Here is a 23,860-nt window from a genome sequence, read left to right as displayed (position 1 = left end):
GCGGGGCGTCGTCATGTGCGGGGAAGGACGCGGATCACTTCCACCAGTCGTCGAACATCGTCGCGGGGACGCGGCGCTTGTGCTCCGTGCTGGCGTACCGCGCCTCGATGGCCTCGGCCACCTCGTCGGCGACGACGCGCCCCTCGAGGTAGTCGTCGATGTCGGCGTAGGTGAGGCCGAGGTTCGCCTCGTCGGTCTGACCGGGGGTGTCGTCGAGGAGGTCCGCCGTGGGCGCCTTGAGGTAGAGGCGCTCGGGGGCGTCCAGGTGCTCGAGCAGCGCGCGGCCCTGGCGCTTCGAGAGGCCCGTGAGGGGCAGCACGTCCGCGCCGCCGTCGCCGTACTTGGTGAAGAAGCCCGTGACCGCCTCGGCCGCGTGGTCCGTGCCGACGACGAGGAGGCGCGCCTGTCCGGCGAGGGCGTACTGGGCGACCATGCGCGAGCGCGCCTTGACGTTGCCCTTGGTGAAGTCGAGCATCCGGTGGCCCGCCGCGTCGGCGTACTCCGCCTCGAAGCCGTCCACGGCGCGCTTGATGTCGAACACGACGCTGGCCTTCGGCTGGATGAAGCGCAGGGCGAGCTGCGCGTCCTCCTCGTCGGCCTGCACCCCGTAGGGCAGCCGCACGGCGACGAAGTCCGCCCGGACGCCCTCGGCGGCGAGCTCCTCGACGGCCAGCTGGGCGAGACGACCCGCGAGGGAGGAGTCCTGTCCGCCGCTGATGCCGAGGACGAATCCCTCCGCGCCCGTGGAGCGGAGGTAGGCCTTGAGGAAGTCGACGCGCTTCCGGACCTCGTCCGCGGGATCGATGGTCGGTCGCACCTCGAGGGCGTCGATGATCTGTGACTGGATGTCGCGCATGCGCCCAAATCTACGACGAACAGGTGCCCCGCGACAGCGGTGGTCCCCCCGGCGCGACTCGAACGCGCAACCGTCGGATTAGAAGGCCGATGCTCTATCCATTGAGCTACGGAGGGTCGTGACGAGGGTACTACGCGGGTCCCGCGGCGCCCGGGCCGGAGCGGGGCGGCGCGGCGGACGCGTCCATCGCCCGCGCCACGGCCTGCAGCACCTGCGGGGCGGTCGGCACGCCTTCGGCGCGCAGCACCTGCACGTCGCCGGCGTGCACGAGGATCGTCGGCGTCGAGCGGATCCGCTCCGCCTCGGCCCGGTCGGGGTGCGCCGCGACGTCGAGCTCCTCCACGGCGAGCCAGGGCAGCAGGCGCTGCACCTCGGCGAGCACGCGCCGGGTGGCCTGGCACGGGACGCAGAACAGCGAGGAGTACATCACGACGCGGACGCCGGGCGCGCCCGCGTCCTCGGCGGAGGTCAGGAGAGGAAGGCCGCGACGGCGGCGACGAGGGAGAGGGCCGCGAGGAGCAGCGACACGGAGACGAGCACGAGGTGCACGGTGAAGAACGGGGTGCGGGACCCGTCAGCGGCGCGGGCACGCGGGTCCCTCGCGACGCGCTTCAGGAACTGCGGCCAGACGACGACGTTCCAGACGCCGTTGACGAGGAGGAGGACGGCGAGGAGGGTGATCACCCACCCATGGTAGGCGGGCCGGATCCGCCCCGCCCGGCCCGCCGATAGGATCTCGGGATGGGCAACAACGCGGACCGGCTGGTGTGGATCGACTGCGAGATGACGGGGCTCGACCTCGCGATCGACGAGCTGGTGGAGGTCGCGGTGGTCGTCACCGACTTCGACCTCGTCCCCGTGGACCCGGGCTTCACGATCGTCATCAACCCGGATCCGGCGGCGCTCGCCAACATGGGCGAGTTCGTCACCGACATGCACCGCTCCTCGGGCCTGCTCGACGAGATCCCCGCGGGAGTGAGCCTCGCGGACGCCGAGTTCGCGGTGCTCGAGTACCTGCTGCAGCACGTGCCGAACGGCGGCAAGGCGCCCATCGCGGGCAACACCATCGGCACCGACCGCGCGTTCCTCGCCAAGTACATGCCGCGCGTCGACGCGCACCTGCACTACCGCAGCGTCGACGTCTCCTCGATCAAGGTGCTCGCGAAGGAGTGGTTCCCCCGGATCTACTTCAACTCCCCCGCGAAGAACGGCGGGCACCGCGCCCTCGCCGACATCCTCGAGTCCATCCGCGAGCTCGAGTACTACCGCCGCGCCGCCTTCGTGCCGGCTCCGGGGCCCGCGACGGAGGACGTGCAGGCCATCTCCGCGGACGTGACGTCCGCATGGGCTCCGCGCCTGTAGTATCCTCATTCATGGCCGTCTGCGAGAGCGGGATCGGCCGCATGGTGGGCGTAGCTCAGTTGGCAGAGCGCTGGCTTGTGGAGCCGGAAGTCGCGGGTTCGAGCCCCGTCGTCCACCCCACCGGGAAGGGCCGGGATCCGAGAGGGTCCCGGCCCTTCCGTCGTCTCCGGCCCTTCCGTCGTCTCCGGGGCAGCCCGGGTCCGGGGCGTGTGCGAGGCTGGATCCGTGCTGCACTGCGACCCGGAGGACTTCGAGCGGCTGGTGGTCGACGAGCTCGACGCGCTGCCGGACGAGATGGTCGACGGCCTCGACAACGTCGTCTTCGTGGTGGAGGACCGTCCCGAGGACGGGTCCCTCGACCTGCTCGGGCTCTACGACGGCGTCGCCATGACCGAGCGCGGCCAGTACGGGTTCGGCGAGATGCCGGATCGCATCGTCGTGTACCGCGAGCCGCACCTGCACGAGGCGGAGGACGTGGACGCGCTCCGCGACCTCGTGCACGTCACGCTCGTGCACGAGATCGCCCACTTCCACGGCATCGACGACGACCGGCTGCACGAGCTCGGCTGGGCCTGACGCCGGACCGGCGCGAGCGCGCCCGGACGCACGACGGCCCCGGCTGCCGCGTCGCGGGCCGGGGCCGTCGGGGCCGGCGCGGAGGCGCCGGGAACGGATCAGAGCTCGAGGGACTCGTCGTCGCCCTCGCCGAGGACGTCGTCGCTGCCGTCGGCCACGAACGAGTACGTGACGCGCTTCTCGCCCGCGACCTCGGTCACCTCGCCGGCGCGGTATTGGAAGAGGGACTCCTTGCCCTCGACGGCGGAGAGGGTGCTGATGGTCTCGTCGTGCGCGCCGTCCACGAGCACGCGCGTCTCGGTGGTGCCTTCGAGGGGGCCGTCGGCGAAGACGGCGAGGTAGCGGACGTCGGTGGGTGCGGAATCGGTCATGGCCTCAGGCTACCCGGGCGCCGCGACCGCGTCCGTGCGGACGACGGCGTCGGCCAGGGCGCGCGGGTCCTCGCGGGCCACGTGCGCGCGCCACTGGGCGTCCCAGCGCTCCCACTCGACCGCGAAGGACGCGCCGTCGCGGGAGATGGCGCGGGCGCGACGGACGTCGTCGTCCGCCTCGACCCAGATCCGGTGCGTCGCCAGGGCCGCCGCGGCGCGGGTGAGGGATCCGCAGCCCTCGACCACGAGAGGCCGGTCGGGATCGAGGTCGTGCCACTCCGCAGGGGCGTCGGCGGCCCAGTCCCAGCGGCGCCAGCGCGGTCGGCCGCCCGGACGCATCCCCGTCATCACGTGCTGCTCGAGGTGGCGGGACGCCGCCTCCAGGCCGTCCCAGCCGGGGTAGACGTCGTCGAGGCGGAGCAGCTGGGCGCCCGGCGGGAGGTGCGCCGCCGCGTCGCCGTCCCGGACGAGCGCGTCGGCGAGCGTGGACTTGCCGGATCCGCTGGGGCCGTCGACGAGGACCAGCGCCGGGCGCCGCTCCCCCGCGTCAGGCGGCAACGAAGTCCCACGTCCCGGCCGCGACCGCGGCCCCGACGGACGCCGCGGCGACCAGCACGGCCACGAGGACCACCAGGTGCTCGCGTCGGCCGACGACGCTGGGCCGCGCCCACGTGCGGAGGCCCGGGCCGCCGAAGCCGCGCGCCTCCATCGCGGTGGCGAGCTTGCTGCCACGGCGGATGGACAGCACCAGCAGGGCGAACGCCTGCCCGGCGAACCGGCGCACGCGGCCCCGGTCGGCCACGCCGCGGGCCCGGCGGGCGAGCTCGAGCGACCGCCAGTCGTGGAGCAGGAGCCCGACCAGGCGGACGCCCGCGAGGGCCCCCAGGACGAACCGCGACGGGAGCCGCCACACCTGCGCGAGGCCGTCGGCGAGGTCGGTCGGGTCCACGTCCGAGAACAGGATGAGCGACGCGATGCCGACCGCGAGCACGCGGAGGGTCGTCGCCACGGCCAGCAGCACGGATCCCTCGCTCACCACCACGAGGAGGAACTGCGCGTAGACGTCGCCGGAGGTGCGCCCGTAGAGCAGGATCGTGAGGCCCGCGCCCGGGGCCGCGATCCAGATCGGGATGCCGCGGACGAGGAGCGACCGGACGCGGATCCCGGTGAGCGGCAGCAGCAGCAGCTCGAGCGCCAGCGCGGCGCCGGCGGAGACCACGTCGAGGCTGAGGACGAGCGCGAGCGTCAGCACGAGCGCGGCGGCCAGCCGGGCGACGGGGTTGACCGCGGCGAGGCCGGTCGCGCGCGAGGCCGGCACGGCCTCGCGGATCGCGGCGCTCATCGCACCACCCGGAGGCGCGCGGGAGCCGCGTCGGCGGGATCCAGCCGGAGCACGTCGTCCGCGAGCGAGGCCACGAGGTGCTCGTCGTGGGTGACCGCGAGGACGCCGACGCCCTCGCGGTCGACGAGGTCGGCGAGGAGGGCGACGAGCTCCGCCCAGGTGCGGGCGTCCTGGCCGAAGGTCGGCTCGTCGAGGACGAGGAGGCGCGGGGCCGTCGCGAGCGCGGTGGCCACGGACAGGCGGCGCTTCTCCCCGCCGGAGAGCGTGAACGGGTTGGCCTGGGCGAGGCCGTCGAGCCGGAGGCGCACGAGCAGCTCGTCGACGCGTCGCGGGGAGGCGACCGGATCGGCGCCGACGGCGCGGGGGCCGACCTCGAGCTCCGCGCGGACGGTCGCCGCGAGGAACTGGTGCTCGGGATCCTGGAAGACCGTGCCGATGCGGGCGGCGAGCTCGCGCGAGCGCCAGGCGGACGGATCCGCGCCGAGGCCGTCCGCGAGCGCGCCCTCGGCGACGACCCGGCCCGCGACGGCCGGCAGCAGGCCGCCCAGGGTGAGCGCCAGCGTGCTCTTCCCGCCGCCGTTCGGGCCCGTGAGCGCCGCGACGCGGCCCGCGGAGAGCCCGAGGGAGACGTCGCCGGCCACGGCGACCCCGCGGCGCCGCCCCACCCCGAGGCCGTCGGCCCGGAGGAGCGGGGACGGCGCGGCCGGCGACCGGACCGGGGCGACCGGCTCGCGTCCCGGGACCCAGACGCCGGCCGCCGCCAGGGAGGCGCCCTGGTCGCGCAGCACGTCGTCGGGGGCGCCGTCGGCGAGGACGCCGCCGTCCGCACCCAGCACGACCACCCGGTCGACCAGGTCCTGCCACACGGCCACGCGGTGCTCGATGACGACGAGCGTGGTGCCCGTGGACGCGACGACCCGCTCGACCGCGCGGCGCACCTCGCCCACGCCCTCGGGATCGAGGTTGGCCGTCGGCTCGTCGAGGAGGAGGAGGCCGGGCCGCATGGCGAGGACGCCCGCGAGCGCGAGGCGCTGCTTCTGGCCACCGGAGAGCGCGGTCGTCGAGCGGTCGAGCGCGACGTCGAGGCCGACGGCGTCGAGCGCGTCGCGGACGCGGGCCCAGATCTCGTCGCGCGGGACGCCGAGGTTCTCGCAGCCGAAGGCGACGTCGTCGCCGACGCGGGAGAGGATCACCTGCGCGTCGGGGTCCTGGAGGACGAGGCCCGCGCGCCCCCGCTGGCCGGCCGGATCCGCGCCGTCGACCTGCAGCTCGCCCCGGCTCTCGCCCTCGTCGTCGCCGCCGAGGACGCCCGCGAGCGCGTGCAGCAGCGTGGTCTTGCCGGCGCCGGATGCGCCGAGCAGCAGGACGCGCTCCCCCGGCTCGATGACGAGGTCGACGTCCCGCACGGCCCAGGCGCTCCGGCCCGCGTGGCGCCAGCCCCAGCCGACGGCCCGGACGGCGGCGCCGCCCGAGGACGATCCGCCCCCGGGAGCGGTGCCGGCGACCGGCGCGCCCGCCGACCCGCGTCGGCCGGGCCGCCGCACGCTCAGACCCGGGCCGCGGTGTCGCGACCCGAGGCGAAGCGCGAGAGCGCGCCCGTGCGCGCGAGCGCCCGGGCCACCAGCCACGAGAGCAGGCCCGCGACGACCGCCCCGGAGACGAGCGCCGCGATCGTGTAGACGGCGACGAAGAGCGGCGAGGAGCCCGGGTAGTAGGTGATGAGGTCGGTCACGGCCATGCCGAGGCCCGCGCCCATGCCCGCGAGCACGGCGACGTACGCGCGCCAGTTCGCGTAGAGGAAGACGAGGAGCACGAGCTCGGCGCCGAGGCCCTGGGTGAGGCCGGAGAGGAGCGTGCTCACGCCCCAGACGTTCCCGACCAGCATCGAGACGAAGGCCGCGAGGAGCTCGCCGTACAGGGCGGCTCCGGGCTTGCGGATCACGATGCCGGTGAGGACGCCCGCGAAGAGCCAGCCGCCGCCGGCGAGGGCCTGGAGCCCCGGGAGGAGGGGCTCGAAGAGCCCGCTCACCGGCACGGACGCCGTGTTCCAGAGGACGAAGACGAGGCCGGACGCGACGCCGAGGACGCTGGCCACGACGATGTCGATGACGCGCCAGCGGGCGCGGAGGCCCGAGCGGGGAGCGCGGGCGCCGGGGTCGACGCTCGCGGCGGATGCGGTGGACGAGGGTGATGCGGTCATTGGACGTGCCCTTCGGAGGAGTGGAAGAGGGCACGGGTGCGAGATGGAAGCCTCCCTGCGCTGGCATGATCCAGATCAGGTTCGACGGTCGAAGACTGGGTGTCTTCCTCTCAGCCCGGCTCACCGGACTCCCGTGTTCGGTGCGATCCTAGCGCGCGGTCGGGCATCCGGCGCGCCCGGGATGCGCAGATGCCACGGACGCACGGGAGCGCGGGTGCCCGAGGGCACCCGCGCTCCGCGCTGGTCGTGCGCGTCCGGGGACGCCGTGCGCTACTTCAGCGTCTTGATGAGCTTGACGAGGACCTTGCCGGAGATCCAGATGACGGGCGTGGCCACCGCGAGCAGCGCGATGACGTTCGGCTGGAACCGCACCTCGCCGTCGGTGGCGATGTAGGCGCCGATCGGCCAAGTGGCGCCGCCGCCCCCGCCGCCGCCCGCGACGTTGCCGTCGGAGTCGGGGAGGTCGCTGCCCCCGCCGAAGCCGTACCAGGCGAATGCCACCGGGACGATGGTCGAGCCGTCGATGTCGAGGGGGTCGCCGTAGACCGTCCCCACTCCGGCGTTCTTCACGTTCTCTGCGAGCTGTGCGACGAGGTTGGTCATGCGTCCCACCGTACCCCGCGAGGCCCGCCGGATGCCGGGCGATCCGCGTCCTCGCGGTAGCCTCGCCCCTGGTGCGTCGCTGCGTCGCATCCGGCCTCCCCGCCGCTGCGGCCCACGCGGATCCACCGCCTGCCCCGCCCCCGACGGACCCGCGCGCACGCGCGCCGTCGGCGGACGAGTCGACCCAACTGGAGGACCACTTGCACACCTGGCCCGGAAACCCGTACCCGCTCGGCGCGACCTTCGACGGGAGCGGCACGAACTTCGCGCTCTTCAGCGAGGTCGCCGAGAGGGTGCAGCTGTGCCTCATCGAGGAGGACGGCACCGAGACCCGCGTGGACGTGACCGAGGTCGACGCGCACGTCTGGCACTGCTACCTCCCGCACGTGCAGCCGGGCCAGCGCTACGGCTACCGCGTCACCGGGCCGTACGAGCCCGAGGCCGGGCACCGCTCGAACCCCGCGAAGCTGCTGCTGGACCCCTACGCGAAGGCCACCTGCGGCGAGTTCGACTGGCACCCGTCGCTGTTCGCGTACGAGTTCGGCGACCCGGCGAGCCGCAACGACGAGGACTCGGGCCCGCACATGATGCTCGGCGTCGTGGTCAACCCGTTCTTCGACTGGGACGGCGACCGGCTCCCCCGCACGCCCTACAGCGAGACCGTCGTCTACGAGGCGCACGTGAAGGGCCTCACGCAGCTGCACCCGCGGATCCCCGAGGAGCTGCGCGGCACGTACGCCGGCATCGCGCACCCCGCGGTCATCGACCACCTGCAGCGACTCGGCGTGACGGCCATCGAGCTGATGCCCGTGCACCAGTTCGTGCAGGACAACACGCTGCTCGAGAAGGGCCTCCGCAACTACTGGGGCTACAACACCATCGGGTTCTTCGCGCCGCACAACGCCTACTCGTCCACGGGCGAGCTCGGCCAGCAGGTGCAGGAGTTCAAGTCGATGGTGCGGGCGCTGCACGCGGCCGGCATCGAGGTCATCCTCGACGTGGTCTACAACCACACGGCCGAGGGCAACCACCTCGGCCCGACGCTGTCGTTCAAGGGCATCGACAACCAGGCCTACTACCGGCTCATGGAGGACGACCCCACCTACTACATGGACTACACGGGCACGGGCAACTCGCTCAACGTCCGCCACCCGCACGCGCTGCAGCTGATCATGGACTCGCTGCGCTACTGGGTGACCGAGATGCACGTGGACGGCTTCCGCTTCGACCTCGCCTCCGCGCTCGCGCGCGAGTTCTACGACGTCGACAAGCTCGCCACCTTCTTCGAGCTCGTGCAGCAGGACCCGGTGGTGTCGCAGGTCAAGCTCATCGCCGAGCCGTGGGACGTGGGCCCCGGCGGCTACCAGGTGGGCAACTTCCCGCCGCAGTGGACGGAGTGGAACGGCAAGTACCGCGACACGGTGCGCGACTTCTGGCGCGGCGAGGCCTCCTCGCTCGGCGAGTTCGCGGCCCGCATCACGGGATCCGCCGACCTCTACGAGCACTCGGGCCGCCGGCCGGTCGCGTCGATCAACTTCATCACCGCGCACGACGGCTTCACGATCGCCGACCTCGTCTCCTACAACGAGAAGCACAACGACGCGAACGGCGAGGACAACAACGACGGCGAGAGCCACAACCGTTCCTGGAACATGGGCGTGGAGGGGCCGACGGACGACCCGGCGATCCTCACGCTGCGCGGCCGCCAGCAGCGCAACATGCTCGCGACGATGATCCTGTCGCAGGGCGTGCCGATGATCCTCCACGGCGACGAGCTCGGCCGCACGCAGCAGGGCAACAACAACACGTACGCGCAGGACAACGAGATCAGCTGGGTGCACTGGGACCAGGCCGACCAGCCGCTCGCGGAGTTCACGGCCTCGGTCGTGCGCCTGCGCAAGGAGCACCCCACGTTCCGTCGCGGGCGCTTCTTCGACGGCCGGCCCGTGCGCCGCGGCGAGGGCGAGCCGCTGCCCGACATCGTGTGGCTCGACGCCGACGCGACGCCCATGGTGGACGACGACTGGGAGTCCGGCCTCCGGGCGATCGGCATGTTCCTCAACGGCAACGGGATCCGCGGGCGCGACCGCCGCGGCGAGGACATCTACGACACGCACTTCCTCCTGTACTTCAACGCGCACGACGAGCCCGTGTCCTTCACGCTCCCGTCGGACGAGTACGCGGACGCGTGGGAGACCGTGATCGACACCGCGGGCGTCGGAGCCGACTCGACGGCCCTCCGCGCGAGTAGCGTCGTGGACGTGGCGGCCAAGGCACTCGTGGTGCTGCGCGCCTACACGGAGCCCGAGGTGGAGCCCGACCACTCGGTCGCGGCGAGCCTCGCGGTCCTCACCCACGCGCAGGCCGACCGGCCCGCCGCAGACCCAAGGAGCGACATCAGTTGAGAACCCCCATCTCCACCTACCGGTTCCAGGTGCGGGAGTCCTTCGACCTCGCCGCCGTGGCCGCGCAGCTGCCGTACGTGAAGGACCTCGGCGCGGACTGGGTGTACCTCAGCCCGATCCTCACGGCCGAGCCCGGATCCGACCACGGCTATGACGTGGTCGACCACGCGCAGGTGGACCCGACGCGCGGCGGGGCGGCGGGCCTCAAGGCCGTCGCCGACCGCGCCCACGAGCTCGGCATGGGCGTGCTGGTGGACATCGTCCCGAACCACGTCGGCGTCGCCACCCCGGTGGAGAGCCTCTGGTGGTGGGACCTGCTGACCCACGGCACCGCGAGCCGGTACGCCGAGGCCTTCGACGTCGACTGGGACTTCGGGCGCGGCAAGGTCCGGATCCCCGTGCTCGGCGACGGCGAGTCCGAGCTCGACGAGCTGAAGCTCGTGCGCGGCGACGACGGCACCGTCGAGCTCCGCTACTACGACACCCGCTACCCCGTCGCGCCCGGCACGGCCGAGGACGACGCGGACGCCCGCACGGTGCACGAGCGCCAGTCCTACGAGCTGATCAACTGGCGCCGCGCCGACGCCGAGCTCAACTACCGCCGCTTCTTCGCGGTCAACACGCTCGCGGGCATCCGCGTCGAGCTGCCGCGCGTCTTCGAGGAGTCGCACGCGGAGATCTCGCGCTGGTTCCGCGAGGGCCTCGCCGACGGCCTCCGGGTCGACCACCCGGACGGCCTGCTCGACCCCCAGGGCTACCTCGACGACCTGGCGCGCATCACGGGCGGCGCCTACGTGCTCGTGGAGAAGATCCTCGAGCCCGGCGAGACGCTGCCCACCGACTGGGCGACCGCCGGCACGACGGGCTACGACGCGCTCGCGGAGATCGACCGCGTGCTCGTCGACCCCGACGGCCAGGTCGAGCTCGACCACCTCGAGGCGTCGCTCCGCGGCCTGCCGCAGGGCGAGCTCACGAGCTGGGCCGACATGATCCGCGGCACCAAGCGCGGCATCGCCGACGGGATCCTCCGCAGCGAGGTCCTCCGGCTCGAGCGCCTCGTGGAGGACGCCCCGGCCGACGCCGCCGACGCCATCGCCGAGCTGCTCGCGACCTTCCCCGTCTACCGCAGCTACCTGCCCGGCGGGCTCGCGCACCTCGAGGAGGCGGCCGAGGCCGCGCGCACCAGCCGCCCCGACCTCGTCGCGACCATCGACGCGCTGATGCCCCAGCTCTCCGACCCGTCCACGCTCGTCGCGCAGCGCTTCCAGCAGACGAGCGGCATGGTCATGGCCAAGGGCGTGGAGGACACCGCGTTCTACCGCTACTCGCGCCTCGTCTCCCTCAACGAGGTCGGCGCGGACCCGTCGATCTTCGCGATCGACGTCGACGACTTCCACGCGCGCCAGCTGGAGCGCCACCGCATCGCGCCGCACGCGATGACGACGCTCTCGACGCACGACACGAAGCGCGGCGAGGACGTGCGCGCCCGCATCGACGTGCTCTCCGAGACGCCCGAGGCCTGGCGCGACGCGCTCGAGAAGCTCCGCGAGGTCGCGCCCACCGGCGACGGCCCGTTCGACAACCTGCTCTGGCAGACGCTCGTCGGCACCTGGCCGGCGTCGCGCGAGCGCCTGCACGCGTACGCCGAGAAGGCGTCCCGCGAGGCCGGCGACTCGACCACGTGGACCGCGCCCGACGAGGCCTTCGAGGAGCGCATGCACGGGCTCGTCGACGCCGCCTTCGACGACCCGCGCGCCCGCACGATCGTGGCCGGGCTCTACGACCGGCTCTCCGGCCCCGGCTGGTCGAACGCGCTGGCGGCCAAGGCCATCCAGCTGACCGCCCCCGGCATGCCCGACGTCTACCAGGGCAGCGAGCTGTGGGAGACGAGCCTCGTGGATCCGGACAACCGCCGCGAGGTCGACTTCGGCACGCGCCGCGCCGCGCTCGACGCGGTCCTCGCGGGCGCCGAGCCCGCGATCGACGAGACGGGCGCCGCCAAGCTCCTCGTCACCGCCCGCGCGCTCCGCCTCCGCCGCGACCACCCGGAGCTCTTCACGGGCTACGAGCCGCTGCACGCCGCCGGCGACGCCGCGGCGCACGTGATCGCCTTCGACCGCGGCGGCGCGATCACCGTGGCCACCCGCCTGCCCGTCGGGCTGGAGTCCGGCGGCGGATGGGGATCGACCACCATCACGCTGCCCGACGGCGAGCTCGTCGACCACGTGAGCGGGCGCCGGCTCGACGGCGGACGCGTGTCCGTCGCCGCGCTGCTCGCCGACTACCCGGTCGCGATCCTCGCGCCCGCCACCACCGCCGCCGACGCCACCCCCGGGAGCTGAGCATGACCGACGACCGCTTCGACATCTGGGCCCCGAAGGCCCGCACCCTCGCCCTGTCCGTCGGGGACGAGCGCCTGCCGCTCTCCCCCACGGGCGACGGCTGGTGGACCCTCGACGCCGACCGCGCCGAGGCCCTGCCGTCCGGCGACCTCGACTACGGCTACCTCGTGGACGACGGCGACACCCCGCTGCCCGACCCGCGCTCGCGCCGCCAGCCGGAGGGAGTCCACGGCCGCTCGCGCACGTACGACCCGTCCTCGTTCGCGTGGACCGACCAGGCGTGGACGGGCCGTCAGCTCGCCGGCGCCGTCATCTACGAGATGCACATCGGCACCTTCACGCCCGAGGGCACGCTGGACTCCGCGATCGACCGGCTCGACCACCTCGTCGCGCTCGGCGTCGACCTGGTGGAGGTGCTCCCGGTCAACGGCTTCAACGGCACGCACAACTGGGGCTACGACGGGGTCCTCTGGTACACGGTCCAGGAGACCTACGGCGGCCCCGAGGCGTACCAGCGCTTCGTCGACGCCTGCCACGCGCGCGGCCTCGGCGTCGTGCAGGACGTCGTCTACAACCACCTCGGCCCGTCGGGCAACTACCTGCCCGTCTACGGCCCGTACCTGCACGAGGCGTCGGCCAACACGTGGGGGTCCAGCCTCAACCTCGACGGGGAGGACTCCGGTCCCGTCCGCGAGTACGTCATCGACAACGCGCTCATGTGGCTCGGCGACTACCACGTCGACGCGCTGCGCCTGGACGCGGTGCACGCGCTCGTCGACCACACCGCCACGCACCTCCTCGAGGAGCTCGCGGTGCAGGTGGACGTCCTCTCGGCGCACGTCGGCCGCCCGCTCACGCTCATCGCGGAGTCCGACCTCAACGACCCGAAGCTGATCACGTCGCGCGAGGCGCACGGCTACGGGCTCGACGCGCAGTGGAGCGACGACTTCCACCACGCGGTCCACGTCGCGCTCACGGGCGAGACCACGGGCTACTACGAGGACTTCGCGTCGCTCGGGGCGCTCGCCAAGGTCATCACGCGCGGCTTCTTCCACGACGGCACGTGGTCGTCGTTCCGGGGCCGCGTGCACGGGCGGCCGCTCGACCTCGAGCGGATCCCGGCGCACCGCCTGGTGGTCGCGAACCAGAACCACGACCAGATCGGCAACCGCGCGACGGGCGACCGCCTCACCGCGACGCTCGACGAGGGCGGCCTCGCGCTGGCCGCGGTGCTCACGCTCACGTCGCCCTTCACGCCCATGCTCTTCATGGGCGAGGAGTGGGGCGCGACCACGCCGTGGCAGTTCTTCACGTCGCACCCCGAGCACGACCTGGGCGAGGCGACCGCGAAGGGCCGCATCGAGGAGTTCGCGAAGATGGGCTGGGACGAGTCCGTCGTGCCCAACCCGCAGGACCTGTCGACGTTCCAGGACTCGAAGCTCGACTGGTCGGAGCTCTACGGCGCCGAGGCGGCCGCCTCGCAGCACGCCCGCCTGTTCGCGCTCTACAGCGAGCTGATCCGCCTCCGCCGCGCCCACCCCGACCTCACCGACCCCCGGTTCGCCGAGGTCGAGGTCGAGGTGCACGAGGAGGCGCGCCTGCTCGTCATGGACCGCGGCGAGCTGTCGATCGTGGTGAACCTCTCCGACGAGGAGCGCCGCGTGCCCGTCGTCGGCGAGCGTCCCGCGCTGCTGCTCGCGACCGCGGACGGCGTGGAGCTGGCCGCGGACGAGGTCGTGCTCCCCGCGCGCACCGCGGCGATCCTCGGCCCGGTGGCGGACGCCGCGGAGGCCCTGCTCGCCTGATCGATCCGAGGGCCCGGGAGCGCCGAGACGCGCTCCCGGGCCCTCTCCCTGTCCGGTCCCGCGCCCGTGCTAGGTTCGATCCAGGCCGGGGCTGGGGGGCACGCCGAAGTGGTTCCCGCATGCCGGACGGCGGCGGCACCACTCGACGGAACGGACTCCCCTTGCGCATCTCAGTGATCGGCTGCGGCTACCTCGGAACCGTGCACGCGGCCTGCATGAGCCGGCTCGGGCACGACGTGGTGGCCATCGACGTGGACGCCGCGAAGATCGCCTCGCTGCAGCAGGGCGTCGCCCCCTTCTTCGAGCCGGGCCTGCCGGAGCTCCTCACCGAGCAGCTCGCCACCGGGCGCCTGCGGTTCAGCACCGACGCGGCCGAGGCCGCCGGGGCCCGCGTGCACTTCATCGCCGTCGGCACGCCCCAGAAGCGCGGCGAGAACGCGGCCGACCTCACGTACGTCGACGCGGCGGTCGACGCGCTGATCCCGCACCTGTCGGACGGCGACGTCGTCGCCGGCAAGTCGACCGTCCCCGTCGGCACGGCACGCCGCCTCGCCGAGCGCGTGCAGGCGCGCGTCCCCGGCGCCACGCTCATGTGGAACCCGGAGTTCCTCCGCGAGGGCTTCGCGGTCGACGACACGCTCACGCCCGACCGCTTCGTCTACGGCCTGCCCGCGGGCGAGGAGGGCGAGGCCGCCCGCGCCCTGCTCGACGAGGTGTACGCCGCCGCGATCGGCGCCGGCACCGCGCGCGTCACCACCGACTACGAGACCGCCGAGCTCGTCAAGGTCTCCGCCAACGCGTTCCTCGCCACGAAGATCTCCTTCATCAACGCCATGGCCGAGGTGTGCGAGGCCACGGGCGCCGACGTCACCCAGCTCGCCGACGCCATCGGCTACGACGACCGCATCGGCCGGCGCTTCCTCAACGCCGGCGTCGGCTTCGGCGGGGGCTGCCTGCCCAAGGACATCCGCGCCTTCATGGCCCGCGCCGGAGAGCTCGGGGCCGACCAGGCGCTCACGTTCCTCCGCGAGGTCGACTCCATCAACATGCGGCGCCGCGTGCGCGCGGTGGACGTCGCCCGCGAGGTGTGCGGCGGATCCCTGCTCGGCCGCAACGTCGCCGTCCTCGGCCTGGCCTTCAAGCCCGAGTCCGACGACGTGCGCGACTCCCCCGCGCTCAGCATCTCCGCCCAGCTGCAGCTCCAGGGGGCGCGCGTGCTGGCGACGGATCCGTACGCGAACGAGAACTCGCGCCGCCGCTTCCCCGAGCTCACCTACGTGGACAGCTGGCAGGAGGCGGCCCGCGACGCCGACGTGGTCATGCTGCTCACCGAGTGGAAGCAGTACCGCGCCATCGACCCCGCGGAGCTCAAGGCCATCGTCGCCTCGCCCGTGATCGTGGACGGCCGCAACTGCCTCGACCCCGTGGAGTGGCGCGCGGCCGGCTGGCGCTACCGGGGCATGGGCCGGCCGTAGCCGACGCGCGCTGCGCCCGACCCCGACCCCGCCCGACCGGCGGGGAGCGGGAGCGGAAGCGGGCGCGAGGTCACCGCGGCGTGGTGGCCGCGATGCCGAAGAGCGTGCCGCCGGCGACGACGATCGAGAGCACGAACGCGACCGGGATGAGCAGCAGCAGCCCGTTGAGGACGAGGCCCGTGATGGCGAAGCCGCGCCCGGCCGGCTCCTTGCGGATGCCGACGATGCCGAAGACGAGCCCGATGAGCGGGCAGAGGAACGTCCAGAAGAAGAACACCGAGACGAGGCCCAGGATCATCGAGGTGAGGCTGAGGCCCTTCGGCGGCGCGACCGCGTAGACCGGGTGGCCCCAGGCGATCGAGGCCGGGGCGGGCGGCACCGGCGCGGGCGCGAGCCCGTAGGGGGCCGCGTCGGGGGCGGAAGCGTACGGCTGCGGGGCCGCGGGCGGGATCGGCTCGTGGGCCGCGGGAGCCGTCGGAGCGGCGGGAGCCGTCGGTGCCGGGTCGTGGGCCGGAGCGGGATCGTGCGCGGCAGCGGGATCGTGCGCGGGAACCGCCTCCCCGCCGGCCGGGGTCTCGTGGTCGTCGGGGGCGGGCGCGGCGGGATCGGTCATGGGGTCCTCGTCAGTCGGGTGGGCGTCCCGGGAGGGTATCGCGCGCGGAGGCCTCGGAGCGCGGATCCGACACGGCGGCCCGCTCGGTGCCGGGCCGACGCAGGAGCGACGCGGGCCCGATGGCGCCGCGGCCGAAGCGCGCGGCGGCCTGGTCGACCGTGCGCTCGGCCTCGCGCCAGCCCTCGTCGGCGTCCCACAGCGCGACGGCGCGGTTGTCGGCGTCGTCGAGCTGCTCCGCCCGCACGCCGACGAGCCGGATCCGGTCGCCCGGGCGCGCGACCTGCTCGTAGACCTCGCGGATCTCGTCGTAGATGCGCCGCGCCACGTCGGTGGGCTCGGAGAGCGTGCGCGACCGCGTGATGGTGCGGAAGTCGGAGTAGCGGAGCTTGAGCGACACGGTGCGCGCCGTGAGCCCCGCGCGCCGCAGCCGCTCGGCGACGCGCGTGGCCTGGCCGAGGAGCTCCCGGCGCACGACGGCCGGATCCGCCACGTCGTCGTGGAACGTGTTCTCGTGCCCCATGCTCTTCTCCTCGCGGTGGGTGCTGACCCGCCGCGGGTCGCGCCCCCAGGAGAGGTCGTGCAGCCGGGCGCCCGCGGACTCGCCCAGCATCGACTGCAGTGTCGGCAGGGGCGTGTCGGCGATGTCGGCCACCGTGCGAAGGCCGCGGCGGAGGAGGGCCTCCTCGGTGGTCCTCCCCACTCCCCAGAGCGCGCCGACCGGCAGCGCGTGGAGGAACGGGAGAGTCTCGGCGGCCGGGACGACGAGGAGGCCGTCCGGCTTGCAGCGGGTGCTGGCGAGCTTGGCGACGAACTTCGTGGACGCGGCGCCGACCGAGCAGGTGAGGCCGGTCTCGGCGTGGACGCGCCGCCGGATCATGGCGCCGATCTCCGCGGGCGAGCCGAAGAGGTTGCGCGCCCCGGCCACGTCGAGGAACGCCTCGTCGATGGAGAGCGGCTCGACGAGCGGCGTGACGTCGCGGAAGATGCCCATGACGACCTTCGACCAGTGCGCGTACTTCTCCATGTGGCCGCCGATGACGGTGGCCTGCGGGCAGAGCCGGAGCGCCTGCGCCATGGGCATGGCCGAGCGGACCCCGAACCGACGCGCCTCGTACGTGGCGCTCGTGACCACGCCGCGCCCCGAGGATCCGCCGACGATGACGGGCGTGCCCCGCAGCTCCGGCCGCTCGAGGAGCTCGACCGCGGCGAAGAACGCGTCCATGTCGACGTGGAGGATGGTCGCCTCGGAGTCGTCCGCGCTCGCGTCGGACGTGCGCCTGGTCGATCCGTCCTGCCTGCTCATGTCGTCCCCACGCTAGCCCGGGCCGCCGACATCGGCGGACGCGGGCGGGTCCGCGACGGGCGTCGCGGCGGCGCGCCGCCGGTCAGGCCGCGGGCTGGGCGCGGTGCCCGGCGTCGTCGTCGCACTCCGCGTCCACGGCCTCCCGCCCGGTGCCCTCCTCGGCGAGCCGCGCGATGCGCTTGAGCGCCGCCTCGTGGCTCGTGGACTGCGCGCCCATGACGCGGCCGGCGACCCCGAGCATCACCCGGGTCGACGCGAGCGCCGGCAGCGGGAACGGCCCGAAGGACGCGCGGTCGAGACCGAGCAGCTCGCGGTACCGCGGCTCCAGCGACGCGACGGCGCCCGCGAAGAGCACGCGGTAGGCGGGGAGCATGGATGGCCGGAGCGGCGGCTCGCGGAGGAACGAGATCGTCTCGCGCGTGCGCTCGTCGGCACGGAGCAGGCCCTGGTCGTGGAAGGCGTCGATCTGCGCGTGCAGCTCCGCGTGCGACCGCGGCGGCGCCTCCACGCCCATCAGCTCGCCCGCCTTGGCCCACTCGGCCACGTACCGGTCGGGGCCGCCGGGGATCGGCGGGCCCCACTGCATGTGCGTGCTGAGGAACGCGTCGGTGAAGACGATGTGCACCCAGGAGAGGAGGTCGGGGTCGTTGGCGCTGTACGGACGCTCGACGCCGTGGCCGTCGACGAACGTGCCCTGCACCTTGCGGTGGTACCCGCGGACGCGGCGGCTGACGTCGACGGCGGTGTCGCGGTCGCCGAACGAGGTGGTGACCACCCAGCGCACGGTGCCGGCGAGGCGGCCGAGCGGATCCTCGCGGTACCTCGACCAGTCGTGCACGCCGGCCATGGCGCCCGGGTGGAGGGTCTGCATGAGGAGGGCGCGGATTCCGGCGACGAGCGACGGCATTCCGCCGTGCACGGACCAGACGGCGGAGCCGGGCCCGAACCAGCCCGCGTCGTCGCCCTTCTCCAGGTCCTGGATCCACTGGGGTCGCCCCTCGGAGTCCGCGGAGAAGGTCTCCAGGATGTGGGACTTCCAGCGGTCCGCGTATCTGCTCACGACTCCGAACCTATCCCGCGTTCCGCGGCCTGGGGAGGCCCGCGCGGGACGGATCCCGAACGGGGGCGTGACGGGTCCCTGGATGCGTCCCCCGAGCGGGGGGGCACGCCGGCTGGACGCCGGGTCAGCCGTCGAGGAGGGCGACGAGGGCCGCCACCGTGCGGGCGTTCCGCGCCGTGACGGAGGCCCCGAGGCCGCGCCAGAAGGCGGCGGGCACGCGCGAGCGCGAGACGCCGTCCGGGTGCCACGAGTAGACGGCGCGCTCGGCGACGTGCACGAGGTCGGGGGCGATCCCCTCCGCGGCCGGGGGCGGCGGCGCCGGGCGGAGCGGACGGTCGAGGAACGAGACGAGGAGGCGGGAGGGGTCGTCCGCGACGCCGGCGAAGGGGATGGCCGAGGCGATGGCGCGGAAGTCGTCCGCGCCGACCACGTGCACGTCGGCGGTCACGCCGGTGGCCAGGCGCACGGCGTCCTCGATGGCGACCGCGGCGCCCTGCCCCGCCGGCCGCGCGTGGTCGACGACCGCGTTCCCGCTCCGCAGGTGCGTGCGCACGCGCGTGTAGCCGAGGCCCTCGAGCGCCTCCGTGAGCGCCGGCATCGGCACCTGCTTCGCCCGCCCGACGTTGATCCCGCGCAGCAGCACGACCGACCGCTCCATCCGGCACCCGCTCCCCCGGCGCCCTCGCCGTCCGCACCAGTGTGGCCCGGGGACGGCGCGCGCGGAACGGCCGGGCGCGATGCGGTCGCGATCCGGACGGCCGAGGAGCCGTGGGGCTGGGGCGCAGCGGCCCGGGCCGCGGCGCAGGGGCGGCCCGCGCCGTCAGTCGCCGGAGGGGCCGAACTGCTCCACGCGGATCGCCTCGCGCGGGACGCCGGCGTCGAGGAGGAGGCGCGTCGCCCCGCCGGCGAACGCGGTGGATCCGCAGACGAACGCCACGCGCGCGCCCGCCGCGAGGTCGGCCACCTCCTCCGGCCGGAGCCGGCCGAAGCCGCGCACCCCGTGCCGCTCGCGCGTCGTCGCGACGAGGGCGCCGGCGGCCTCGAGCTCCGCGCGGCACGGCACGTCGACGGCCGTCCGCGCCGAGACGGCCACGCGGACGAGGCCGGGGGCGCCGATGCGCTGCGCGTGGCGGATCATCGACACGATCGGCACCGCGCCCGTCCCGCCGCCGAGCGCGACCGCGGGCGTCGCGCCGTCCCACGCGAAGAAGCCGCCGATGGGGAGCCGCATCTCGATCTCGTCGCCCACCCGCGCGATCTCGGCGAAGAAGCCGCTCACCTCGCCGTCCTCGTAGCGCTCCATGAGCAGCTCGACGCCCGGCTCGTGCGGCGCCGAGAGGATCGAGTACGAGCGCTGGGCGACGTAGCCGTCCTCCGCGCGCAGGCGGACGACGCAGTGCTGGCCGGGCAGGTGCGGGATCCGGTCGGGCACGTCGAAGCGCAGCAGCACGGTGCCGGGCGTCGGGTGCTCGACCGCCGTGATCGTCGCCGTGCGCCACTCGCCGCCGACGGACGCGGGGACGGCGGGGACGCGGTCCGCCGGGGACGCGCCGGCACCCGCTCCCGCGCTCAGCGGTCGCCCTGGTAGCGCTGCTCGCGCCACGGGTCGCCGCGGTCGTGGTAGCCGTTGCGCTCCCAGAAGCCCTGCTGGTCGCGGTCGAGCAGCGTGAGGCGCGCGATCCACTTGGCGCTCTTCCAGAAGTAGAGGTGCGGCACGAGGAGGCGCGCGGGTCCGCCGTGGTCGGCCGTGAGCGGCTGGCCGTCGGCCTCGAACGCGATCCAGGCGCGGCCGCCGCGGAGGTCGTCGAGCGGGAGGTTCGTCGTGTAGCCGGAGTGCGAGGTCGCGAGGACGAAGCGCGCCTCCGGGAGCGGGCCCGCGGCGTCGAGCAGCGTGTCGACGCTGACGCCCGCGAAGCGCGTGTCGAGCCGGGTCCAGGTGGTGACGCAGTGGATGTCGCCCGCGTACTCGGAGCGCGGCAGCGCGTGCGCCGCGTCCCAGTCCCAGGACGTCGGCCGCTCGACGAGGCCGTCGACCGCGATCGACCACCGCGACTCCGGCAGGTTCGGGACGGCCTCGGCGGTGAGGACGGGCCAGCCGCCCTCGGTGTCGTACTGGCCGGGCGGGAGGCGGTCGGCCGGGCCCTTCCGGGGGCGGCCGACGAAGCCGCGGGTGATGCCGGTCATGCGCGCCTCCAGGGGCGGTCGGGGACGGGTCCCGTCCATCATGCCGCGCCCGTCCGCTCGGCGCCCGCCCGGTGACGCGTCCGCGTAGCGTGGGCGCGTGACCGCATCGCTCGTGCTCCTCAGCGACACCCACCTCCCGAAGCGCGCGAAGGACCTGCCGGCGGCGCTCTGGCGGGCGGTCGAGGCCGCCGACCTCGTGATCCACGCGGGCGACTGGGTCGACGAGCCCGCGCTCGACGCGCTCGAGGCGCGCTCCCGGCGGCTGGTCGCCTGCTGGGGCAACAACGACCCCGCGGGGCTGCGGGCCCGCCTGCCCGAGACGGCGCGGGTGGTCGTCGAGGGGATCCGGATCGCCGTCACCCACGAGACCGGGGCCGCGACGGGACGCGAGCGGCGGATGGACGCGGCCTTCCCGGAGACCGACGTGCTCGTCTTCGGCCACAGCCACATCCCGTGGGACACCGTCACGCCCGCGGGCCTCCGGCTGCTGAACCCCGGCTCCCCCACCGACCGCCGGCGCCAGCCCGACTTCACCTGGATGACCGCCACGGCCGACGCCGGACGGCTCGACGTGCGGCTCGTGCGGTCGGCGACGCGGGACTGAGGCGGCGCAGCGCCGGGCGCCGGTCCTCAGGCCGAGCGCTCCGCCGCGTCGGCCCGGCCGCAGAAGTCGAGGATCGCGCCCTCGAGCACGTCCGCGAGCGCGCGGATCGAGTCGACCTCGGCCCACTCCTCGGCCGCGTGCGCGCCCCCGCCGGTGACGCCGAGCAGGATGCACGGGATGCCGGCCTCCTGCACGAGGCCGGCGTCGGTCCAGAACGGCTCACCGCGGTGGGCGACGGGGGCTCCGGTGACGCGGGCGCCGCTGTCGAGCACGGCGCGGGCGAGCGGCCCGTCGACGTCGGCCTCGAAGGCCGCGCGGGCGACGAGCGGCACGAGCTCGGCGGCCATGTCCGGCGTGCGGGCGACGACCGCGTCGAGGATCCGCCGCAGCTCCGCCTCCACGTCGGCCGGGCTCTCGCCGGGCAGGTAGCGCCGCTCGATCGTGAGGGTGCAGGCATCCGCGACGGTCGCCGCGTCCGTGCCGCCGTGGATCCGCGACACGCGCACCGCGCCCGTCCCGAGCAGCGGATGCCGCGGGCCCGCCGCGAGCCGCGCGCCGAGCGCGTCCAGCTCGCGGAGCACGAGGCCGGCATGCGCGATGGCGTCGACGCCCTGCTCGGGCATGGAGCCGTGGGCGGCGCGCCCGCGGAGGCGGATCTCGTACCAGCCGAAGCCGCGGTGGGCGACGATCGCCTCGGACTGGCTGGGCTCGGAGATGACGGCGCCGTCGACGACCGTGCCGTCCGCAGCCAGCGCGCGGAGGGCCTCCTCGGTGCCCCTGCTGCCGAACTCCTCGTCGGCGACGAGGGCGAGCACGACGTCGCCGCGCGTGCGGATCCTGCGGGCGCGGTCGGCGGCGACCATCATCGCCGCGAGCCCGGCCTTCATGTCGAAGGCGCCGCGGCCGAGGAGCAGGCCGTCCTCGACGCGCGGCAGGAGGCCGCCGCGCTCCGGGTCGCCGGGCGGGACGGTGTCGAGGTGCCCGTCGAGCAGGATCGTCCGGCCGCCGCCCGTGCCCGCCGCGGTCGCGAGGACGGTGGGGCGTCCGGGGACGTCCTCGAGGATCCGGACGGCGAAGCCGCGGGCGCGGAGCCAGGCGGCGGCGTGCGCGGCGACCGCGGCCTCCCCCGCGGCGCCCGCGACGAGGTCGGGGTTGGTGGAGTCGATGCGGATGAGGTCCGCGGCGAGCTCGACGGGGTCGACGGCGGCGGCGTCCGCGGCTGCGCGTGGTGTCGCGTCCGTGGCTGCGGCGCCGGGCGCGGCGTCCGGGCTCACGCGCGCGGCGGCAGGTCGTCGGCGGGCAGGGCGGGCGCGCCGGCGTCGACCGCGTCGGCCTCGTCGACGAGGCGCAGCGCGCTCTGCGGCACCACGACCCGGCGGCCGGGGACGTCGTCCGCGTCGGCGCCGAGCTCCACGACCCAGGCGCGTCCGCGGGCGGTCGGCACCGGACTGACGCTGCGGAGCCCGTCGGAGGCGGACGCGACCACGAGGCCCACGGGCTCGCCCGCGAGCGTCGCGTCGCCGGTCGCGGCGGCGCCGTCGACGACCACGACCACGGCCCCCACGCCGATCGCGTGCGACGCCTCCCCGCCGCGCTCGCCCTCGGATCCATCCCGGCCGCGTCTCATCCACATGCGCCCATCGTCCCATCGGCCGCTCGGCGCGGGTGCCCGGCACGCGGCGCGTGAGCCACCCCGGGGCCGCCCGCCGCACGACGACGCGTCGCACGGCCCGCCGGCCGCCGCACGGACGACGCCCGGCCGCGGCGGCTAGCGTGGGGATCCCACCCGCAATGAGGAGTCCGCGTGCCCCGTCCCACCGACATCATCATCAGCCCGCTCGACGGGAAGCGCGCCGTCGTCACCGGCGGCAACAGCGGCCTCGGCGCCGAGACGGCCCGCCGCCTCGCCGCCGCCGGCGCGTCCGTCGTCCTCACGTCGCGCGACCCCGAGCGCGGCGAGGACGCGGCGGGCGCGATCCGCGACCGCCACCCCGGCGTCCACGTCGAGGTCGGATCCCTCGACCTCGCCTACCTCGCCTCGGTGCGCGACTTCGCCGCCCGGCAGATCGAGGCCGGACCGATCGACATCCTCGTCGACAACGCCGGCGTCATGGCCCCGCCGGACCGCCGCGAGACCCGCGACGGCTTCGAGCTGCAGCTCGGCACGAACCACCTCGGCCACTTCGCGCTGACCGGCCTCCTGCTGCCCGCGCTCCAGGCGGCCGACGCTCCCCGCGTCGTCGTCGTGTCGAGCCTCGCGCACTGGATGGGTCGTATCGCGTTCGGCGACCTCCAGTCGGAGGAGCGCTACAGCCCGTGGGCCGCGTACGGCCAGGCGAAGCTCGCCAACCTCCTCTTCATGCGCCGCCTGCAGGCGCTGTCCGACGACCGCGCCTGGGGCCTCACGGCCGTCGCCGCCCACCCCGGCGTGACGTCGACGAACCTCGCCAAGAACGGTCCCGGATCCGGCCCCCAGGGCGTGATGAGCGACCTCGCCGCGAAGTTCGGCCCGGCCGCCCTGGGCCAGGACGTGCGCGTGGGCGCCCTGCCGCAGATCCAGGCCGCGACGGGCCTCGGCGTGCACCCCGGCGACTACTACGGCCCCGCGGGCCCCGGCGGGATGAGCGGCATGCCGCACCTCGCCGCCTCGAGCCCGTGGTCGAAGGACCCGGAGCTCGCCCGCCGCCTCTGGGACGCGTCCGAGCAGCTGACCGGGGTCGTCTACCCCGCCTAGCCCGCCACCGATGCACGAGCGATGC

Annotated in this window: 25 protein-coding genes, 2 tRNA genes and 1 riboswitch; of the genes, 9 read left to right on the top strand and 18 right to left on the bottom strand. The window is 74.6% G+C overall.

The annotated features are described in order from the left end of the window. Positions 1–34 precede the first annotated feature (34 nt). The 4 genes from nadE to FGG90_RS03225 all read right to left on the bottom strand — a co-directional run bounded on the left by nadE (position 35) and on the right by FGG90_RS03225 (position 1,540). Entirely contained in the window at positions 35–856 is an 822-nt protein-coding gene (gene nadE, locus FGG90_RS03240; RefSeq protein WP_094130533.1) for an ammonia-dependent NAD(+) synthetase, read from the bottom strand. A 40-nt stretch (positions 857–896) separates the two neighbouring features. Further along, positions 897–972: transfer RNA gene (locus FGG90_RS03235), tRNA-Arg, on the bottom strand. Positions 973–986: 14 nt separating this feature from the next. Continuing rightward, positions 987–1,283, bottom strand: a complete 297-nt coding sequence (locus FGG90_RS03230; protein WP_094130535.1) for a thioredoxin family protein — start codon at positions 1,281–1,283, stop codon at positions 987–989. A 41-nt stretch (positions 1,284–1,324) separates the two neighbouring features. After that, positions 1,325–1,540 (bottom strand): SCO4848 family membrane protein, encoded by a 216-nt coding sequence (locus FGG90_RS03225; RefSeq protein WP_094130537.1) that lies wholly within the window; start codon positions 1,538–1,540, stop codon positions 1,325–1,327. A gap of 57 nt (positions 1,541–1,597) precedes the next feature. Between FGG90_RS03225 and orn the strand changes: the two genes are divergently transcribed. The 3 genes from orn (at position 1,598) to FGG90_RS03210 (ending at position 2,794) form a co-directional block, all read left to right on the top strand. After that, a complete protein-coding gene (gene orn, locus FGG90_RS03220; RefSeq protein WP_094130539.1) occupies positions 1,598–2,218 on the top strand; it encodes an oligoribonuclease in 621 nt (206 codons plus the stop codon). A gap of 44 nt (positions 2,219–2,262) precedes the next feature. Next, positions 2,263–2,338: transfer RNA gene (locus tag FGG90_RS03215), tRNA-His, on the top strand. A 105-nt stretch (positions 2,339–2,443) separates the two neighbouring features. Beyond that, entirely contained in the window at positions 2,444–2,794 is a 351-nt protein-coding gene (locus FGG90_RS03210; protein ID WP_094130541.1) for a metallopeptidase family protein, read from the top strand. Between the two features lie 98 nt (positions 2,795–2,892). Here the strand turns inward: FGG90_RS03210 and FGG90_RS03205 are convergent, their stop codons facing one another. The 6 genes from FGG90_RS03205 to FGG90_RS03180 all read right to left on the bottom strand — a co-directional run bounded on the left by FGG90_RS03205 (position 2,893) and on the right by FGG90_RS03180 (position 7,310). After that, positions 2,893–3,165 carry a hypothetical protein gene (locus tag FGG90_RS03205; protein ID WP_086517923.1) on the bottom strand — a complete coding sequence of 91 codons (273 nt, stop codon included), beginning with the start codon at positions 3,163–3,165 and terminating at the stop codon, positions 2,893–2,895. Between the two features lie 9 nt (positions 3,166–3,174). Further along, positions 3,175–3,723, bottom strand: a complete 549-nt coding sequence (locus FGG90_RS03200; RefSeq protein WP_094130543.1) for a nucleoside/nucleotide kinase family protein — start codon at positions 3,721–3,723, stop codon at positions 3,175–3,177. Further along, positions 3,713–4,507: an energy-coupling factor transporter transmembrane component T family protein gene (locus FGG90_RS03195; protein WP_094130545.1), complete on the bottom strand. Its 795-nt coding sequence runs from the start codon at positions 4,505–4,507 to the stop codon at positions 3,713–3,715. Before FGG90_RS03195 ends, FGG90_RS03200 begins: the two co-directional genes overlap by 11 nt. Then, positions 4,504–6,051 carry an ABC transporter ATP-binding protein gene (locus FGG90_RS03190; protein WP_337249880.1) on the bottom strand — a complete coding sequence of 516 codons (1,548 nt, stop codon included), beginning with the start codon at positions 6,049–6,051 and terminating at the stop codon, positions 4,504–4,506. The genes FGG90_RS03195 and FGG90_RS03190 overlap by 4 nt, the downstream gene beginning before the upstream one ends. A 2-nt stretch (positions 6,052–6,053) precedes the next feature. After that, a complete protein-coding gene (locus tag FGG90_RS03185) occupies positions 6,054–6,707 on the bottom strand; it encodes an ECF transporter S component (protein WP_094130547.1) in 654 nt (217 codons plus the stop codon). 35 nt (positions 6,708–6,742) lie between these two features. Next, positions 6,743–6,843: riboswitch (TPP riboswitch) on the bottom strand. Between the two features lie 134 nt (positions 6,844–6,977). Continuing rightward, entirely contained in the window at positions 6,978–7,310 is a 333-nt protein-coding gene (locus FGG90_RS03180) for a hypothetical protein (RefSeq protein ID WP_012038119.1), read from the bottom strand. 200 nt (positions 7,311–7,510) lie between these two features. Here FGG90_RS03180 and glgX point away from each other — a divergent pair, with 200 nt between their 5' ends. The 4 genes from glgX to FGG90_RS03160 all read left to right on the top strand — a co-directional run bounded on the left by glgX (position 7,511) and on the right by FGG90_RS03160 (position 15,337). Continuing rightward, on the top strand, positions 7,511–9,715 hold the full coding sequence (gene glgX / locus FGG90_RS03175; RefSeq protein WP_094130549.1) for a glycogen debranching protein GlgX: 2,205 nt from the start codon (positions 7,511–7,513) through the stop codon (positions 9,713–9,715). Then, positions 9,712–12,057, top strand: a complete 2,346-nt coding sequence (treY, locus tag FGG90_RS03170) for a malto-oligosyltrehalose synthase (RefSeq protein WP_094130551.1) — start codon at positions 9,712–9,714, stop codon at positions 12,055–12,057. Before glgX ends, treY begins: the two co-directional genes overlap by 4 nt. Before the next feature lie 2 nt (positions 12,058–12,059). Then, complete coding sequence (gene treZ, locus FGG90_RS03165) at positions 12,060–13,862, top strand: malto-oligosyltrehalose trehalohydrolase (protein WP_094130553.1); 1,803 nt, start codon at positions 12,060–12,062, stop codon at positions 13,860–13,862. A gap of 161 nt (positions 13,863–14,023) precedes the next feature. Further along, positions 14,024–15,337: a UDP-glucose dehydrogenase family protein gene (locus tag FGG90_RS03160; RefSeq protein ID WP_094130555.1), complete on the top strand. Its 1,314-nt coding sequence runs from the start codon at positions 14,024–14,026 to the stop codon at positions 15,335–15,337. 70 nt (positions 15,338–15,407) lie between these two features. Here the strand turns inward: FGG90_RS03160 and FGG90_RS03155 are convergent, their stop codons facing one another. The 6 genes from FGG90_RS03155 to FGG90_RS03130 form a co-directional block, all read right to left on the bottom strand. Continuing rightward, positions 15,408–15,950 carry a DUF4190 domain-containing protein gene (locus tag FGG90_RS03155; protein ID WP_094130557.1) on the bottom strand — a complete coding sequence of 181 codons (543 nt, stop codon included), beginning with the start codon at positions 15,948–15,950 and terminating at the stop codon, positions 15,408–15,410. 10 nt (positions 15,951–15,960) lie between these two features. Then, positions 15,961–17,253 (bottom strand): DNA polymerase IV, encoded by a 1,293-nt coding sequence (locus tag FGG90_RS03150; RefSeq protein WP_094130559.1) that lies wholly within the window; start codon positions 17,251–17,253, stop codon positions 15,961–15,963. Between the two features lie 82 nt (positions 17,254–17,335). After that, on the bottom strand, positions 17,336–18,313 hold the full coding sequence (locus FGG90_RS03145; RefSeq protein ID WP_094130561.1) for an oxygenase MpaB family protein: 978 nt from the start codon (positions 18,311–18,313) through the stop codon (positions 17,336–17,338). A gap of 124 nt (positions 18,314–18,437) precedes the next feature. After that, positions 18,438–18,971 carry a DUF1697 domain-containing protein gene (locus FGG90_RS03140; protein WP_094130563.1) on the bottom strand — a complete coding sequence of 178 codons (534 nt, stop codon included), beginning with the start codon at positions 18,969–18,971 and terminating at the stop codon, positions 18,438–18,440. A 162-nt stretch (positions 18,972–19,133) separates the two neighbouring features. After that, a complete protein-coding gene (locus FGG90_RS03135) occupies positions 19,134–19,916 on the bottom strand; it encodes an FAD-binding oxidoreductase (protein ID WP_094130565.1) in 783 nt (260 codons plus the stop codon). Next, on the bottom strand, positions 19,883–20,497 hold the full coding sequence (locus FGG90_RS03130; protein WP_094130567.1) for a sulfite oxidase-like oxidoreductase: 615 nt from the start codon (positions 20,495–20,497) through the stop codon (positions 19,883–19,885). The genes FGG90_RS03135 and FGG90_RS03130 overlap by 34 nt, the downstream gene beginning before the upstream one ends. A gap of 97 nt (positions 20,498–20,594) precedes the next feature. On the opposite strand from FGG90_RS03130, the gene FGG90_RS03125 reads away from it, so the two are divergent. Further along, positions 20,595–21,101 (top strand): metallophosphoesterase family protein, encoded by a 507-nt coding sequence (locus FGG90_RS03125; protein WP_094130569.1) that lies wholly within the window; start codon positions 20,595–20,597, stop codon positions 21,099–21,101. 26 nt (positions 21,102–21,127) lie between these two features. Here the strand turns inward: FGG90_RS03125 and FGG90_RS03120 are convergent, their stop codons facing one another. Together FGG90_RS03120 and FGG90_RS03115 are read right to left on the bottom strand one after the other, a co-directional pair. After that, positions 21,128–22,375, bottom strand: coding sequence for a M20/M25/M40 family metallo-hydrolase (locus tag FGG90_RS03120; protein WP_094130571.1), 1,248 nt, complete (start codon positions 22,373–22,375; stop codon positions 21,128–21,130). Further along, a complete protein-coding gene (locus FGG90_RS03115; protein ID WP_094130573.1) occupies positions 22,372–22,734 on the bottom strand; it encodes a hypothetical protein in 363 nt (120 codons plus the stop codon). The genes FGG90_RS03120 and FGG90_RS03115 overlap by 4 nt, the downstream gene beginning before the upstream one ends. 171 nt (positions 22,735–22,905) lie before the next feature. Between FGG90_RS03115 and FGG90_RS03110 the strand changes: the two genes are divergently transcribed. Further along, positions 22,906–23,835, top strand: coding sequence for an oxidoreductase (locus tag FGG90_RS03110; RefSeq protein ID WP_094130575.1), 930 nt, complete (start codon positions 22,906–22,908; stop codon positions 23,833–23,835). Positions 23,836–23,860: the final 25 nt, after the last annotated feature.

It is taken from the genome of Clavibacter michiganensis subsp. tessellarius (genome assembly GCF_021922985.1).
Taxonomy (GTDB): Bacteria; Actinomycetota; Actinomycetes; order Actinomycetales; family Microbacteriaceae; genus Clavibacter; species Clavibacter tessellarius.
This window is presented reverse-complemented; position numbering and strand designations above follow the sequence as displayed.

What these genes read in the sequence shown, in the direction of transcription:
- orn (WP_094130539.1), top strand. Translation starts at nt 1,598, where the DNA reads ATGGGCAACAACGCGGACCGGCTGGTGTGGATCGACTGCGAGATGACG.
- FGG90_RS03195 (WP_094130545.1), bottom strand. Translation starts at nt 4,507, where the DNA reads ATGAGCGCCGCGATCCGCGAGGCCGTGCCGGCCTCGCGCGCGACCGGC.
- FGG90_RS03140 (WP_094130563.1), bottom strand. Translation starts at nt 18,971, where the DNA reads ATGGAGCGGTCGGTCGTGCTGCTGCGCGGGATCAACGTCGGGCGGGCG.
- FGG90_RS03115 (WP_094130573.1), bottom strand. Translation starts at nt 22,734, where the DNA reads ATGTGGATGAGACGCGGCCGGGATGGATCCGAGGGCGAGCGCGGCGGG.
- treZ (WP_094130553.1), top strand. Translation starts at nt 12,060, where the DNA reads ATGACCGACGACCGCTTCGACATCTGGGCCCCGAAGGCCCGCACCCTC.
- FGG90_RS03150 (WP_094130559.1), bottom strand. Translation starts at nt 17,253, where the DNA reads ATGAGCAGGCAGGACGGATCGACCAGGCGCACGTCCGACGCGAGCGCG.
- FGG90_RS03230 (WP_094130535.1), bottom strand. Translation starts at nt 1,283, where the DNA reads ATGTACTCCTCGCTGTTCTGCGTCCCGTGCCAGGCCACCCGGCGCGTG.
- FGG90_RS03205 (WP_086517923.1), bottom strand. Translation starts at nt 3,165, where the DNA reads ATGACCGATTCCGCACCCACCGACGTCCGCTACCTCGCCGTCTTCGCC.
- FGG90_RS03130 (WP_094130567.1), bottom strand. Translation starts at nt 20,497, where the DNA reads ATGACCGGCATCACCCGCGGCTTCGTCGGCCGCCCCCGGAAGGGCCCG.
- FGG90_RS03185 (WP_094130547.1), bottom strand. Translation starts at nt 6,707, where the DNA reads ATGACCGCATCACCCTCGTCCACCGCATCCGCCGCGAGCGTCGACCCC.
- nadE (WP_094130533.1), bottom strand. Translation starts at nt 856, where the DNA reads ATGCGCGACATCCAGTCACAGATCATCGACGCCCTCGAGGTGCGACCG.
- FGG90_RS03155 (WP_094130557.1), bottom strand. Translation starts at nt 15,950, where the DNA reads ATGACCGATCCCGCCGCGCCCGCCCCCGACGACCACGAGACCCCGGCC.
- FGG90_RS03180 (WP_012038119.1), bottom strand. Translation starts at nt 7,310, where the DNA reads ATGACCAACCTCGTCGCACAGCTCGCAGAGAACGTGAAGAACGCCGGA.